This window comes from Trinickia acidisoli, from assembly GCF_017315725.1.
GTDB classification, from domain to species: Bacteria; Pseudomonadota; Gammaproteobacteria; order Burkholderiales; family Burkholderiaceae; genus Trinickia; species Trinickia acidisoli.
The window spans coordinates 1,821,565-1,835,026 of sequence record NZ_JAFLRG010000002.1 but is presented as its reverse complement, the minus strand read 5'-3'; the positions used below and the strand labels follow the sequence as shown (position 1 = coordinate 1,835,026).

The window sequence follows — 13,462 nt, the reverse complement described above, 5'->3', positions numbered from 1 at the left end:
AGCTGCCCCATGACCCAACCCCTGCGCGACCTCACCCCGCTCGAAGCCCGTGTCCTTGGCGTGCTGGTCGAAAAGCAGCATACGGTGCCGGATACGTATCCGCTTTCGCTGAATGCTTTAACCGCCGGCTGCAACCAGAAGACCGCCCGCTTTCCGGTGATGAGTGCCATTGAGCCCGAAGTCCAAACCGCGATCGATGGTTTGAAACGTCTGAGCCTCGTCATGGAGGCGAGCAGCAGCCGCGTTACGCGCTTCGAGCACAACATGAATCGCGTGCTTGGTATTCCGAGTCAATCGGCTGCGCTACTGACGATCATGCTGCTTCGCGGTCCGCAGACTGCTGCCGAATTGCGTTTGAATGCCGCGCGTCTACATGGTTTTGCGGATAACTCATCCGTCGAGGCGTTTCTCGACGAACTCGCGGCGCGCACGCCGCCGCTCGCCGTGAAGCTGCCTTGCGCCCCAGGCGAACGGGGAAATCGCTGGATGCATTTGATGTGCGGCGAGGTGAGCATTGATGAAATCGCCGCAGCGCGTGAATCCGCTGAAGGATCGATTTCGTCCGGCGAGGTCGAGATGTTGAGAGCCGAGCAAAAGCGCTTGGCGAGTGAGGTGACGCAGTTGCGTGCGCTTGTCGAACGGATGGCGCTTGAATTGGGGATTGCTATTGATCGTGAGGGGGAGGGCTGAGGGTGGCCCTGCTAATGCAACAATCCCGCGGTTAGCCCTAATTCTTCGGCGGCCTTTCCCAGCCGCTTGTCCCTCGTCCAAATCTCAATCCCGGGTTGCAATCGCGCCGAGGCCAACAGGGATGTATCGACATAGCCGATGCCACGGTTGAACAATTTCTCCCGCTCAATGAAGAACAGCGTTTCTTCAGGCGTGGCAACGGGGGCGTCGGGTAGATCCCGCAAGGCGCCAAGTACGACTGCGCGATTGCGCAGGCTGCGCAGCGCGATCTCGGCGATCACGTACGGATGAACGAGTACTCGTCCGTCGGTAAGCAGGCGGACCAGCACCGGATCCGAAGCATTGATGTGATCGATCCAGATAGACGTATCGACCAGGATCATTTGACGCCCTGTCTGCGGCGCGGTGCTGCCTCGACGCCCGGCTGGCTTCCGCCGAGATTGGCGAGCCGTTTGGCGGCTTCACGCTGGATCAACGCCGTGAGGGCCTCCCGCACGAGCGCCGATTTTTCTTCCACACCCGTATAGGCTTGGGCCTTGGCGAGCAAATCGTCATCAAGCGCGATCGTGGTGCGCATCGTTGCTTCCTTCCGTTCAGAGTCAAGCCGATGATAGGCACGGATTATAGCATCAAATGATGCCTAAATCAGTGCATGCCGTCCTATCTCGCGCGGGCCGATTCACGGCTCGTCGTAGGGTTTATGGTTTCTTTCTCGATCCCAGTGGTGGTGGAGCAAATCTGTTCCAGACAATGCAACAACGACATGGGGCTCGAGGCGAGCGGCTTGTCCTCCCGCCACAGCGCGCCAAGGGGGCGCGTCACGAGATCCAGATCGATCGGCAAAATGTTGATCGCGCCGACGTCGGCATAGGGACAGAGCACGTCACCCGTATGCAGCGCGATTGCGTCGTTGAACTGGAGATAGGCCCGAATCAGGTGGTTCGACAAGGTTTCAACGTAATTCGCCGGCATGGCGAGGCCGTGACGAGCGAACGCGTTTTCGATGGGTTCACGCAATAAGGAGCCTTGAGGCGGAAGCACCCACGGAAAGTCCTTGAGGTCCGACCATTCTACTGTCGGTCTACCCGCGAGCGGATGGTGCGGCCCTGTCACAAGTTTGGTTTGCGGCGCGGTAAGCACCTGCTCGCGCAGACCGACAGTGTCCGCCTTGTTCGGCAGTCGGCCCACGATGATATCCAGATCGCCTCGCTGCAGGTCTCGCACCAGCGAGCGCATCTCGTTCTCTCGAATTTCCACGTTGATAAGCGGCGAGTCCTGCTTGAGCAGCGTCAGCGCCTTCGGCAAGATGGTAGACACGATGATGGGCGAGGTGCCCACGTACACTTTGCCCGTGCTGCCAGTTCGCAGTGCTCTTATCTCTTCGGCGGTCTGGTTGAGTGTGCTCAGTACGGACCGCGCATGCCGGACCACGCTCTCGCCGTAAGCAGTAGGCCGAAGCCCATTCGCAGTGCGCTCGAACAGCTTGACGTCCAGTGCTCGCTCGATGTCGGCAAGCGCCTTCGATACCGCCGGCACCGAGATATAGGAATTGGACGCAACCTGCCGTAGATTGCGGAAATCGTATACGGCAATCAGCAGGCGCAAGTGCCGCACCTTCAGATTGACGGTCAGATACCAGTCCAGTTGCCCCACGCTTGCTCCGCATCGTTGATGTGCGCTTGCCGCGAATCACCTCCGCCATCTTCACGCGATTCGGCTTATCCGATTTTCCGACTGATCATCGCGACAGACAGCGTCGATCCTGGCAGCCTCGACGTGATTCGCCTTCATCTCGTCCGATCGTTCGGGATGGTCGTCTTGTTCGAGATCCGCGCCGGAACGCTCGGGCATGAAGATCGCCGCCACCAGCGCGACGGCGAACGCCGTTAGCGTGCTGATGCCCATTGCCCGACCTAGCGGCATCGTCGCCGACATCAAGCCGACCGCAGCGGGCGCGATCGAGGCAAACCCACGGCCGCCCGTGATGCAAAATCCCGCTCCATTCGCGCGGATATGAGTGGCAAACAATTCGGCGAACGTCGGCAGCAACGCTGCCGCCAAACCGCTTTGCAGCATGCCGTGAAGAAAGATCAGCGCGAGTGTGGCGGTCGGGCTGACCGGAAAGAAAAGGAACACACTAACCACCGCGGCCTGGCACAACACCAGCACGACGAAATTCGCGCGACGCCCGATCTTGTCGCTAAGCAGGCCACTCGCGAATGGGCCAGTCAACGATCCGGCAATGCTGATCGCGAGATATCCTGCCGCCGACGCGACGGCCAGATGAAGATCGATGCGCAGATAGGCCGGCAGCCACGCGCTCATCGCGAAGGCGCCGCCGACGACACCGCTCGCCAGCATCAAGCCCAACAGAGTGCCGCGCCGATGCGCCGGCTGGAAAATTTGCCAGAACGGATTTTTCGCGCCGCCGTTCCGCCGCGCTTTCGCCTCGGCTTCGAAGATCCTGCTTTCCGGAACCGTCTTTCGGATCATCAGCACGAGCAGCGCGGGTATGACGCCTATCGCGAACATAACGCGCCAGCCGATCGTTTCGGGGAACAGATTGAACACGATCGGCATCAACGCGGTCGCTAACGCATAGCCGACCGCAAAACCGGCCTGCACCGACGATGCGACTCGTCCGCGAAGTTCGGGACGCACCACTTCGCTGATCAGCACGCCGCCGACCGCCGCTTCGCCGCCATAACCCAGGCCTTGCAAAGCACGAATCACCATCAGTTCATGAAAGCCCGATGCGAACGCAGCGAGCAGGCTGAACGCCGCGACCCACAAGATGGTGAACTTCAGCACGGGTACCCTGCCGAATCTGTCCGCAACGATGCCGGCGGTCCAACCGCCGATCGCGTTGCCGATCAAGCCGGCAGTTGCGAGTACGCCGATTTCGGGGCGGCTGATGCCGACGACGGCGATCAGTAGCGGCGCGAGCAACGCATACATCGTGGAATCGAGCGAGTCGAGCGTGAAGCCGCCGAAGCAGGCCCAATAGGTGCGCCGTTCTACCGGCGTCAGTTCTGTGTACCAGCCAAACTTCATGGGGTTCCCGGATGTCTCTAGCAGTTGTGGAAGGCGGTGCATGGCGGTTGCAAGCGGCAACGCGCACTTGGGCAAGGAAGTGGTCCCAATCTGCCTATCTGCCGCAAGCGTGCGCGGCACGGAATGCGTAATCGTTCTGCTACCGGATCTCGGTCCCGGCTGATTTCAGGCAACGCTCCCCGCGTCGCTCGATGACGATCATCGCGCAATCCATCGGCCACGAGGTTGAAATTAATGATTAACGCGTTAACCAACCGGTTAATCCAGGAAGGTGCGTGGTTGTCGAGGGCTGCCGTGTCGGCGCGGAAATCGTGTGACACCGGTCAGTCGATCTCATCGCCCGACACGCTGCTTTCCAGGCTGCGCAAGAGCAGCAGCGCACCCGGCTCGAGTTGCTTTTCGGTTCGCCAGACGACGCCGAGTGGCCGCCGCATGCAGCGCAGATCGAGCGGCAGGACGTGAACAGGATCGAGGGAGCCGAATTTCTTCGACGCGTCGACCGTCAGCGGCGCAATGGCATCGTTGAGTTGGATGTACGCGCGGATCAGGTGCGACGAGCGCGTTTCAATGTAGTTTTGCGGCAGCGGCAGGCCGTAGTAGGCGAACGTGTTTTCAAGCGACTGCCGCATCAACGATTCGGCGGGCGGGAGAATCCATGGAAATCCCTCGAGATCGGACCATGCGAGTTTTTCTTGCGTAGCTAGCGGATGATGGCGCCCCGTCACGAGCTTGATCGGCAGGTCCAATAGCACCTTCTCCTGTAATCCCGCACGATCGGACTTGTTCGGCAGGCGGCCGACGATCAGATCGACTTCGCCGCGCAGCAATTGTTCCAGCAATGTCGTCATGCGTCCTTCATAGATCGACACGCCGACATGAGGCGAGCCCTGCTTCAACAGCGCGAGCGCTTTGGGCATGATCGTCGAGGTGAACGTGCGCGTGATGCCGACACGCACTCGGCCGGCGTTGCCTGATTTCAGCGCCTTGATGTCGGTCGCGGTCTGGTTCAGTTCGGTCAGAACCGCACGCGCGTGGCGAACGAAACATTCGCCATAGATGGTGGGCCGCAATCCATGCGAGGTACGCTCGAATATCCGGACGCCGGCCGTGCGCTCGATTTCACTGAGTGTCTTCGACACGGCCGGCACAGTGACAAACAGGCTCGACGCCACTTGTGTCAGGTTGCGCGAATCTTCTATCGCAACCAGCAAGCGCAAATGCCGTGCGTTCATGTTGGTCGTCATGTACCGGTTCAGGTGATCCATCACATGTCCGGAGCGTTCTTTCGTCATGCGGAAAACCTCGTCTGGATCGCCAAGGGAAGGCGTGATTCGTACCCATCCCGTGGCTGGCCCATCTATTCGTTGGAAGATCAGAAGGTATGGTTGATGCCGACGGTCGCGCCGATCTGGCGTTGTGCCTTCTGCGGATTCAATGTCGTGTTGGTCACGTAAGATCCGCGGAAACGGACATAGTCCGACTCGGCATAGAGGAACGTGCGCTTCGATAGCCGATAGGTTGCGCTGAACAGAGCCTGGTCGCGGTTGCCGTTCGTGTTGGGAAGGCTCGTTTCATATGCCTGAAAGCCGATTTGCAAGAACGGATCGACATCGTATGTCGCGCCTGCCCAATAGTTTACGGTGCGCACGGCGGCGGACGCGCCGGTGCTGCTCAGGTTTTCGTCCATGAATCCGCCGCCCAGCATCACCGGGCCGAAATGCATGCGCGCGCCCGCGATGTAGAAATCGTCGGAATCATAGGTTGCTCCGATCAGGATGCGCCGGTGGATATACCCGCTGCCCGCGCTGATGAAGCCTTGTTTGTACTGCAGACCGATGCCGCGAGCGGAGCCGTCGGCGAAGTTGCCCGCTACCCCACCCAATGCGTTTTCCAGCCGGACTTGGAGCGGGCCGTAGTCGCCGACATACTTCGCGCCATCGTCGAAGTGATAACCCGAGTTCGAAGGCGCGGCGGCAACGAGAGTCGGATACGCGAGATACATCGGGTCGATGTCGCGGGCAATATCGTGCGCGATGCTGTACTGGTGACCGAGGAATAACGTCCCGTACGGGCTGCCCACTTTCAGGTACGACAAGCGGTTGAAGAGAATCCCCGTCGTGTTGTCGAGCGCCCCGGTACCCGAGTTGAGGCCGGATTCGAGCGTGAAGCCGGTCGTCCACCCCGCGCCCAGATCTTCCTGTCCACGGAAATCGAGACGATTCGACATATACCAGCCGTTCGTGCTCATCGTGATCGCCGCACCGTGGCCGTTGTTGGTGTAGCGCGCGCCACTGTCGAGACTTCCATCCAATGTCACAAACGATTGCGCCTGCGCGGCGCAGGCGACGGACGCAAGCGTAGCCGCCGCGATTGCTTTAAAAAACATAGCTCCACCTTCTTTATTCGATGTTATTTGCCCTGTGATATTCATCTCACGGGGTCGGCCTCCTCCATTAATAGCGGCTAGTCTCTTTCCTCCCTTTTGGTCGAGTTCAGTTGTTGAAAGAACGATGAAGTACGTTGAGGCCGCGCAGCCGTGGCGTGGCGGCACACTAAGAATCTGATATAGATCAGACGAAAGTTAGACATTGGACGAACACAATCAAAAGCTACGGCCAACGTATCCAAACAATGACGTCCGCGCGTGGGCCTGCGGCCGCATTTAAGTTGCTGACCTATGAGGGCCGCAGAAACAGACGTTGTTGCATGCTTTGAAGGAAGGCGACCGATTAAAGCTGATCAGATGGTGCAGTGAAGTAAAGTGATATGGGTCAAATAAATAGAATACTCGCAAGTCTGCTTTGATTGTGCAAATACAAATAAACTTTTGGAGTACTAAGTATTTATCTTAATGTGTCTCATTGGCAGTTTTTCGTGAACTATCGAAGTGCTGCAATCGAAATCTCAATGAGGGTCAGCGTATCACCCGGCACCTACGTCGTCTATTGAATATAAATTTAACGACGTTAACCGTTTTGTAGCTCTTCGTTCCCCTTCTGACGCGTATAGCGACCCGCGTGAGCCGCTCGTAGTCCAGAGCTTCCTGTCACGAGCGGCCATTTTCCTGTTCAGCGGATAACCCGCTTGACGATCTTTCGCGAGGCTCAAAGATGAAGTGCCGGTGGTGCACGAGCCGAAGATGATGCCTTGGGGTAACCGCGCGGCTCAGTTCCGTGACCCCGAAGGGACGCTCGTAGGCATGTACACGCCCGTGACCGACGCCGCGAAGCAACGGTTCGGCGGCCGCTGAGAGAGTGAGAAAGGGAATTGGCGGCCGCATCCGGCCTGCCTTCGTTGCTGTATCGTGACCCAGCCCCGCTTCGCTGATAACCGGTGAGGGGCGAATCATGAATCGATCGAGTCAGCCCGGATGCAGCGACTCTGCCTTCGTGGGCCGCGAACGTGATAGGACCTAAAGAAACCCTCTGGCTCGATAGAAGGAGTTGATCTCGTTTCCCAGTTCTTTTGGCGCTTCAAGTGGAATCATGTGACCGGGTCCTTTGAGCACTTTCAGTCTGCTATCCCGGAAGCGGTTGTTCATCTCATGAAGATCATCGAGCCGCACAAGCTTGTCGTTGACGGAGCCAATAATCAGCACGGGACAAGTGATTGCGTCCAACGAAACGAGAAGGACGAACGTTGCTGGAAACGGCCGTGACGTTTCTTTTTGTACCGGGAGGTAGACCTGGTCGAGCAGATTGCGGCGTGCGGCCATCTTTGCCGGATTGCATTCGGCAAACTTTGCGTCCATCCTTCCCAACCGGCACCGGCTCGTCAGGCCTTCGCACCGGCCGAGCTGGAAATCGCCTGGGCGAAGCGAGTATTAGAAGCCACGCGAAACTCACGCGCCATCATGATCGACGGTCGGATGATTGATCGCCCCGTCATTGATCGCGCGCATAAAGTACTTAGTCGCGCTGAACCGCAGACGAATTGACGCCGGAAATAGCAATTCCGGCGGGCACGCATTTCGGCTGACCAGGCATACCGGCTTCACCATTGATGATGCACAAAGGGCGCTATCTTCTCCAGATACAGCGTGCGCAGCGCAGTCATCGCGGCCTCTGTCAGAGGCGGCAGTTCGCTCGCCGCACAATTTGCTTTGGCTTGCTCCGGATTCTTAGCACCCGGGATGACAGTGGTGACCCCGTGATTCATCAAAATCCAGCGCAGTGCAAACTGCGCCATGGTGACGTCCTTCGGGACAAAAGGGCGGATCTCGTCGACCGCTTCGAGCGCCACGTCATAGGGGACTCCGGCAAACGTCTCTCCCTTGTCGAAAGCTTGGCCGTCACGATTGAAATGGCGATGGTCATCGGTTGCAAATGTTGTGTCGCCGGTCATCTTCCCGGTTAGCACGCCCGATGCAAGCGGCACGCGGACAATGACGGCGATTCCTCTGGCTTGCGCTTCGCGCATGAAAAGATCGGCCGGCCGCTGCCTGAAGATGTTGTAAATCACTTGCACCGACTTGACACCCGGGTATTCGATTGCCTTGAGACCTTCCTCGGCTTTCTCCACCGACACTCCATAATTCCGGATCTTCCCCGACGCAACCATGCCATCCATGGCGTCGAAAACGTCCGGTCGATAGTAGACCTCCGTCGGCGGACAATGGAGTTGCACCAGGTCGAGACAGTCGGTATCGAGATTCTCGAGGGAGCGGTCGACAAACGCATTCAGATTGGCCGCGGTATAGCCCTGCGCCAAATGAGGATGGAGGCGACGGCCTGCTTTGGTCGCGATGAACGGCCGCGGCCCGCCCCGTTCCTTGAGCACGGCCGCGATGATCCGCTCAGAGCGTCCGTCGCCGTATACATCGGCCGTGTCGATAAAGGTCGTGCCGCTATCAAGCGCTGCGTGCAGCGCCGCCTTCGCATCGCTCTCTGAAACGTCGCCCCACGAGCCTCCAATCGCCCAGGCACCGAACCCGATTTCTGAAACTACTTTTCCTGTCTGCCCAAATGGCCGTTGATTCATCTTCTTTCCTTTCCTCTTTCAAGGCATGAGTTGCCCGCCGTTCACTTCGATCACCTGGCCGGTGATGTACCCGGACAGTGCGGGAGAGGCCAAGAAAAGGAACGCGCCGACGCATTCCTCCGGCAAACCCTCTCTCCCCATGGGTATCGAAGCTGTCTGCGATGCAAAGACATCGGGTGGCGTGTATTTGTCGTGGAACGGTGTCCGGATCAGTCCCGGTGCTACGGCGTTGACGCGAATTCCGTCGCCGACGAATTCTTTTGCCTGGCCGCGCGTCAAGCTGCTGACAAAGCTTTTCGTGGCCGCATACAGCACCGCGCCTGCACCGCCGCCGGTCCGGGCAGCGATGGACGACGTGTTGATGATGTAGCCCTTGGCTTTCTTCAGAAGTGGGTAGGCAGCCAAGGTTGCGTCCCAGACCGAACGGACGTTGAGGTTCACGACCTCATCGAAATGGCCTTCGGGCATCTCCGTCGTTCCGATCCGCCCCAACATGCTCCCGGCATTGTTGATAAGCCCGTCGAGCCCACCGAGCATTTCCGCCGCGACCTCCACCACACGTGTTGCACTGCCGGGTTCGCTCAGATCGCCCTGAATGAGCCGAATCCGCTCGGGTGATTCAGCACGCAGCGCTTGCGCGGCTGCCTCGCTCTGGTTGTAGTGGGCAACCACCTGCGCGCCCTGTGCGGCAAATGCGCGAACGACCGCCGCTCCGATTCCGGTGGAACCGCCGGTGACGAGAACCTTGGTGCCGTTCAGATCGCGAATCCGCATGTGCTCGAAACTCGGCATGGATTTCCCCAAGAAAGGTCAGGCCGTGGGCCCAGCGCAGCACGCGTCGGCTCACATCGGCCGGGTATGAATGATTGCACGGGATAGAATGAATGGAATTCACTGAGTGGATGAACTGTATTCATCATGGTAAAAACGGACCGAATCGACTTCGCCGACCTAAAGTCATTCCTTACGATCGTGAGGTGTCGAAGCTTCCGGCTTGCGGCGATTGAATTGGGGCAAACGCCATCGGCCGTCAGCCACGCAATGCGTCGACTGGAAGATCGTCTCGGCGCAAAGCTGTTGAACAGAACGAGCAGGGCCGTTTCCGCAACCGCTGTTGGACGAGACTTGGCCGCGCGGTTGGAAGACGGCTTCAATCAGATCGGCTCCGCACTCGAGACATTCGAGGCGCCCGGCACAGCGCGGTTCGGGGAGATCCGGCTGAACGTTTTCGCCGATGCGGCTCATTTACTCGTTGCGCCCGCGCTACCCGAGTTTGTGCGCAGGTGTCCTGAAGTGCGGCTTACCGTCGTCGTCGAAAACAGACCAATCGACATCGTGGCAGAGGGTTACGACGCGGGCATTCGATATGGTCACTACGTTCCGGAAGATATGGTGGCGGTGCCGCTGACGGGCCCACAGCGGTGGGTAATGGCTGCCTCTCCCGCTTATCTGGAGCGACATGGCATACCTCGCCGGCCCGATGAGTTGGCGAAGCACAATTGCCTGCAACTCTTGCTTGGCGACAATTCGAGCTACCGGTGGGAAATCAATGACGGGGGAGCGCCGCGCCGTCTGGGAGTCCCCGGCATGCTTACGATCAACGACACGGCGACCACGATCAGCGCGTGCAAGGCAGGGTTGGGAATTGCGTACTTACTCGAAGCACGGATCGCTGACGAACTGGCACGGGGAGAACTGCAGATCGTGCTGAAGAAGAACACGTATGTGGAGGATCCGTTTCATATTTACTACAGCAGTCGTCGCTACAATCACCCGGCTCTTCTCACGTTGATCAACGTCATTCGGGAACAGCAGTCGCTTCCCAAGCTCGCGGGGACGAGGATTGGGAACAGCCTTCCGGCTCGCGACATCTAAGTCATCGGATGCCGAGAATGCGCCAGACATTCATCATGAACGGCAGACCATCCACTCATCGAGGAAACTCACATGAAAACCCTTCGCTGGTTGTTGGCCGCCGCACTCGCGTTGACAAGCGGCATCGTCTGGGCTCAGGGTTCCGGCCCGACTGATCCTCAGATAGCCGCGATTGTCGTTGCAGCGAATCAGACAGATATCGACGCCGGCAAGCTTGCCGAATCGAAAACGAAATCGAAGGACGTGAAAATGTTCGCGCAACGCATGGTTGCGGATCATACAAGCGTCAACCAAGCGGCCGTCGCTCTCGTGCACAAGCTCGGTGTCACGCCCGAAGCGAATCCGACCAGCGACAGCCTCACGCAGGAAGGTGAGGCCAACATCGCGAATCTAAAATCGCTGCATGGCGCGCAGTTCGATCGAGCGTATATTGATCACGAAGTCACTTATCACGAACAGGTCATCGATGCGCTCGACAAGACGCTGATCCCGAGCGCGCAAAACGCCGAACTGAAGGCGCTGCTCGTCAAAGTCAGGCCGGCGTTCGTCGCCCACCTGGATCATGCGAAGCACGTGCAGGCGTCGTTGGCGAAAGCGCAATGAGCCGGTTGCGTCGTATCTTGCTGGGCGTGAGTGCAATCCTGTGTGTGACCGGTGCCGAGCCGGCGTATGCGAGCACCTACATCGTGACAATCGAGCAAATGCACTTCGCCCCTCCTACCGTGATCGTGCATCGCGGGGATAGCGTCGTTTGGGTCAACAAGGATCTCGTGGCCCATACGGCGAGCACCAACGCAAAGGGCTTCGATTCGGGCAGCATCGCGCCCGAAGCTTCATGGCGATACGTCGCGAGCAGGTCCGGGCGTTATCCCTACCAGTGCCTGTTTCATCCGACGATGCATGGCACACTGATCGTCGAGCCGACACCATGACAGAACCAGGGGCGGCAATGGCCCATGTGCACGCAGGCGAGTTGACGGATGGCGATGGGGACATTGTGCGTCGCATCGTGGAAGGCGATCTGTCGGCTTTCGAATTGCTGATGCGCCGCCATAATCGGCGCCTCTATCGGCTTGCCCGCGCCACGCTGCGCAATGACGCCGACGCGGAAGATGCTTTGCAGGAGGCGTATCTGAAAGCCTTCAGGGCGCTCGCGCAGTTCCGCGGCGATGCGGCGCTCGCAACGTGGCTCTCGCGTCTCGTGCTCAACGAATGTTTCGGCAAGATGCGTCGTGAGGCTCGCCGCCAGAATGCGATGCCGACACTGCCGGATTGTCCAGACGACGAGCAAATGTCTATTCATATGGACCTGACCCACGCCCACGATGACTGCGCTCCTGATCACGCAGCCTCCCGCACGGAAATCCGCGCGCTGCTCGAACGCAAGCTCGACGCGTTGCCCGTGGATTTTCGTACGGTGTTCGTGCTGAGATCAGTCGAGGAGATGAGCATCGAAGAAACTGCGCAGAGCGTGAATATTCCCGAGGCCACGGTACGCAGTCGCCATTTCAGGGCAAGGCAAATGCTGCGTGAATCGTTGGCCGAAGAACTCGAGCGGCTCGGGCCGGAGTTGTTCGAATTTGGCGGCAAGCATTGCGATCGCATCGTCGCAGCCGTACTCGCGCGGCTGCGACAGCCATAGTGAGGTCGAGAGTCCCGGTCAGCGCATCAAAGCCCGTAGCGTATCCACGAGGTGATTGATCTCCGATTCGTCGTTCAAATAACTCACTGACGCTCGCGCCACCTGATTGAGTTTGCGAGCCTGCATATCAAGCGGGGTATAAGGAACGCCGCTGACGCCAATCGATATACCTCGCGTCGCCAACTCGCTTTGAAGCCGATGCGCGTCGCGACCGGCCGCATTGAAGGCGACGAGCCCGGACCGCTCCACGCCATCGTCCAACAGTGTGACGGATGGGATCTCGGACAACTGCTCGCGCAGCCTCGTGGCGAGATGGTCGATCCGCGCTCGTATGTCGGGGACGCCAATCGTCAATGCTTCGCGGAGCGCGTTGGCGAGGCCGCAGCGTAGTGCCACGGATGTTTCGGCCGACTCGAAGCGACCTGCGTCCTCGCGAAGAATCGGCGCTCCATGTGCATCGATAGGTGCGGAATATCGATCGACCAAAGGTGGCGTCAGCCGATGCAGGAAATCGCGTCGCACGTAAAGCAGTCCCGTTCCTCTCGGGCCGCGCAGCGCCTTCCTGCATGCCGTGCTCAATACGTCGCAACCGATCCGCGCGACGTCAACCGGCAATTGACCGACTGCTTGGGCGGCATCGATGAAGTACGGTATGCGATGGCGCCGAGCTACCTTCCCGATCGCTTCGGCAGGGTTGATGAGGCCGCCGTTTGCCGGTAACCAAGTCAGTGCGATCAACCGCACTCGCTCGTCCAACATGGCAGCCAGTGCCTCGGGATCGACGGCGCCGCTTACGTCAGATGGGATAACGTCGATTGATACCCCGTTGCGCCGCGCCGCCAAATACATCGCAGCAAGATTGCCGCCCCATTCGTGCCGTCCGACGAGAATCCTTTCGCCGGCACGCCACTCTCCCATGGCCGCAAATGCAGTCCCCCATCCCTGGGAAGTTCCGCCGGTCAGCGCGATCTCGTCAGGCTGGGCATTGAGTAGCGCGGCCGCAAGAGTACGTGCTTGATCGGCCTCGTCGGCTGCGGCTGCGCCGGCTTCCATCGGGCCGTGCGTGGCCTCGCGTTCCAGATGATCGGTGATTGCGCGCAGCGTGGCGGAGGAGGGAAGCGATGCGCTAGCGTGATTGAAATGGACGGTGCCGTGTGTACCCGGCGTTTGAGCGCGCAACGCTTCGACGTCCATGCGAGTGAAAGGCGCGGACATGGTATT

At 59.2% G+C, this 13,462-nt stretch carries 15 protein-coding genes; 5 read left to right on the top strand and 10 right to left on the bottom strand.

Annotation, left to right across the window (positions count from 1 at the left end; genetic code table 11):
- Positions 1–9 precede the first annotated feature (9 nt).
- Positions 10–690: a YceH family protein gene (locus tag J3485_RS26525; protein WP_206957271.1), complete on the top strand. Its 681-nt coding sequence runs from the start codon at positions 10–12 to the stop codon at positions 688–690.
- An 11-nt stretch (positions 691–701) separates the two neighbouring features.
- On the opposite strand, the gene J3485_RS26520 is transcribed toward J3485_RS26525, so the two are convergent.
- The 9 genes from J3485_RS26520 to J3485_RS26480 form a co-directional block, all read right to left on the bottom strand.
- The gene (locus tag J3485_RS26520; RefSeq protein WP_206957270.1) at positions 702–1,073 is read right to left on the bottom strand and encodes a type II toxin-antitoxin system VapC family toxin; all 372 of its coding nucleotides are present in this window, start codon (positions 1,071–1,073) and stop codon (positions 702–704) included.
- Complete coding sequence (locus J3485_RS26515; RefSeq protein ID WP_206957269.1) at positions 1,070–1,267, bottom strand: type II toxin-antitoxin system VapB family antitoxin; 198 nt, start codon at positions 1,265–1,267, stop codon at positions 1,070–1,072. Before J3485_RS26515 ends, J3485_RS26520 begins: the two co-directional genes overlap by 4 nt.
- A gap of 83 nt (positions 1,268–1,350) precedes the next feature.
- Positions 1,351–2,343 (bottom strand): LysR substrate-binding domain-containing protein, encoded by a 993-nt coding sequence (locus tag J3485_RS26510; RefSeq protein WP_206957268.1) that lies wholly within the window; start codon positions 2,341–2,343, stop codon positions 1,351–1,353.
- A 51-nt stretch (positions 2,344–2,394) separates the two neighbouring features.
- The gene (locus J3485_RS26505; RefSeq protein ID WP_206957267.1) at positions 2,395–3,744 is read right to left on the bottom strand and encodes an MFS transporter; all 1,350 of its coding nucleotides are present in this window, start codon (positions 3,742–3,744) and stop codon (positions 2,395–2,397) included.
- Between the two features lie 323 nt (positions 3,745–4,067).
- Entirely contained in the window at positions 4,068–5,036 is a 969-nt protein-coding gene (locus J3485_RS26500) for a LysR substrate-binding domain-containing protein (protein ID WP_206957266.1), read from the bottom strand.
- A gap of 80 nt (positions 5,037–5,116) precedes the next feature.
- Positions 5,117–6,295, bottom strand: a complete 1,179-nt coding sequence (locus tag J3485_RS26495; protein ID WP_206957265.1) for a porin — start codon at positions 6,293–6,295, stop codon at positions 5,117–5,119.
- A gap of 861 nt (positions 6,296–7,156) precedes the next feature.
- Complete coding sequence (locus J3485_RS26490; protein WP_206957264.1) at positions 7,157–7,495, bottom strand: alpha/beta fold hydrolase; 339 nt, start codon at positions 7,493–7,495, stop codon at positions 7,157–7,159.
- Positions 7,496–7,737: 242 nt separating this feature from the next.
- Positions 7,738–8,724 (bottom strand): aldo/keto reductase, encoded by a 987-nt coding sequence (locus J3485_RS26485; RefSeq protein ID WP_206957263.1) that lies wholly within the window; start codon positions 8,722–8,724, stop codon positions 7,738–7,740.
- A gap of 18 nt (positions 8,725–8,742) precedes the next feature.
- Positions 8,743–9,516 (bottom strand): SDR family NAD(P)-dependent oxidoreductase, encoded by a 774-nt coding sequence (locus tag J3485_RS26480; RefSeq protein WP_242538939.1) that lies wholly within the window; start codon positions 9,514–9,516, stop codon positions 8,743–8,745.
- A 126-nt stretch (positions 9,517–9,642) separates the two neighbouring features.
- On the opposite strand from J3485_RS26480, the gene J3485_RS26475 reads away from it, so the two are divergent.
- The 4 genes from J3485_RS26475 (at position 9,643) to J3485_RS26460 (ending at position 12,241) form a co-directional block, all read left to right on the top strand.
- Entirely contained in the window at positions 9,643–10,599 is a 957-nt protein-coding gene (locus tag J3485_RS26475; RefSeq protein ID WP_206957262.1) for a LysR family transcriptional regulator, read from the top strand.
- A gap of 72 nt (positions 10,600–10,671) precedes the next feature.
- Positions 10,672–11,202, top strand: a complete 531-nt coding sequence (locus J3485_RS26470; protein WP_206957261.1) for a DUF4142 domain-containing protein — start codon at positions 10,672–10,674, stop codon at positions 11,200–11,202.
- A complete protein-coding gene (locus J3485_RS26465) occupies positions 11,199–11,531 on the top strand; it encodes a cupredoxin domain-containing protein (protein WP_206957260.1) in 333 nt (110 codons plus the stop codon). The genes J3485_RS26470 and J3485_RS26465 overlap by 4 nt, the downstream gene beginning before the upstream one ends.
- Positions 11,528–12,241 carry an RNA polymerase sigma factor gene (locus tag J3485_RS26460; RefSeq protein WP_374192465.1) on the top strand — a complete coding sequence of 238 codons (714 nt, stop codon included), beginning with the start codon at positions 11,528–11,530 and terminating at the stop codon, positions 12,239–12,241. Before J3485_RS26465 ends, J3485_RS26460 begins: the two co-directional genes overlap by 4 nt.
- An 18-nt stretch (positions 12,242–12,259) precedes the next feature.
- On the opposite strand, the gene J3485_RS26455 is transcribed toward J3485_RS26460, so the two are convergent.
- Entirely contained in the window at positions 12,260–13,456 is a 1,197-nt protein-coding gene (locus tag J3485_RS26455; RefSeq protein WP_206957259.1) for an aminotransferase class V-fold PLP-dependent enzyme, read from the bottom strand.
- Positions 13,457–13,462: the final 6 nt, after the last annotated feature.

Bases quoted from the DNA above. Each gene is read 5' to 3' on its own strand.
- J3485_RS26525 (WP_206957271.1), top strand. From the start codon at position 10: ATGACCCAACCCCTGCGCGACCTCACCCCGCTCGAAGCCCGTGTCCTT.
- J3485_RS26520 (WP_206957270.1), bottom strand. From the start codon at position 1,073: ATGATCCTGGTCGATACGTCTATCTGGATCGATCACATCAATGCTTCG.
- J3485_RS26515 (WP_206957269.1), bottom strand. From the start codon at position 1,267: ATGCGCACCACGATCGCGCTTGATGACGATTTGCTCGCCAAGGCCCAA.
- J3485_RS26505 (WP_206957267.1), bottom strand. From the start codon at position 3,744: ATGAAGTTTGGCTGGTACACAGAACTGACGCCGGTAGAACGGCGCACC.
- J3485_RS26500 (WP_206957266.1), bottom strand. From the start codon at position 5,036: ATGACGAAAGAACGCTCCGGACATGTGATGGATCACCTGAACCGGTAC.
- J3485_RS26490 (WP_206957264.1), bottom strand. From the start codon at position 7,495: ATGGACGCAAAGTTTGCCGAATGCAATCCGGCAAAGATGGCCGCACGC.
- J3485_RS26485 (WP_206957263.1), bottom strand. From the start codon at position 8,724: ATGAATCAACGGCCATTTGGGCAGACAGGAAAAGTAGTTTCAGAAATC.
- J3485_RS26480 (WP_242538939.1), bottom strand. From the start codon at position 9,516: ATGCCGAGTTTCGAGCACATGCGGATTCGCGATCTGAACGGCACCAAG.
- J3485_RS26475 (WP_206957262.1), top strand. From the start codon at position 9,643: ATGGTAAAAACGGACCGAATCGACTTCGCCGACCTAAAGTCATTCCTT.
- J3485_RS26470 (WP_206957261.1), top strand. From the start codon at position 10,672: ATGAAAACCCTTCGCTGGTTGTTGGCCGCCGCACTCGCGTTGACAAGC.
- J3485_RS26465 (WP_206957260.1), top strand. From the start codon at position 11,199: ATGAGCCGGTTGCGTCGTATCTTGCTGGGCGTGAGTGCAATCCTGTGT.
- J3485_RS26460 (WP_374192465.1), top strand. From the start codon at position 11,528: ATGACAGAACCAGGGGCGGCAATGGCCCATGTGCACGCAGGCGAGTTG.
- J3485_RS26455 (WP_206957259.1), bottom strand. From the start codon at position 13,456: ATGTCCGCGCCTTTCACTCGCATGGACGTCGAAGCGTTGCGCGCTCAA.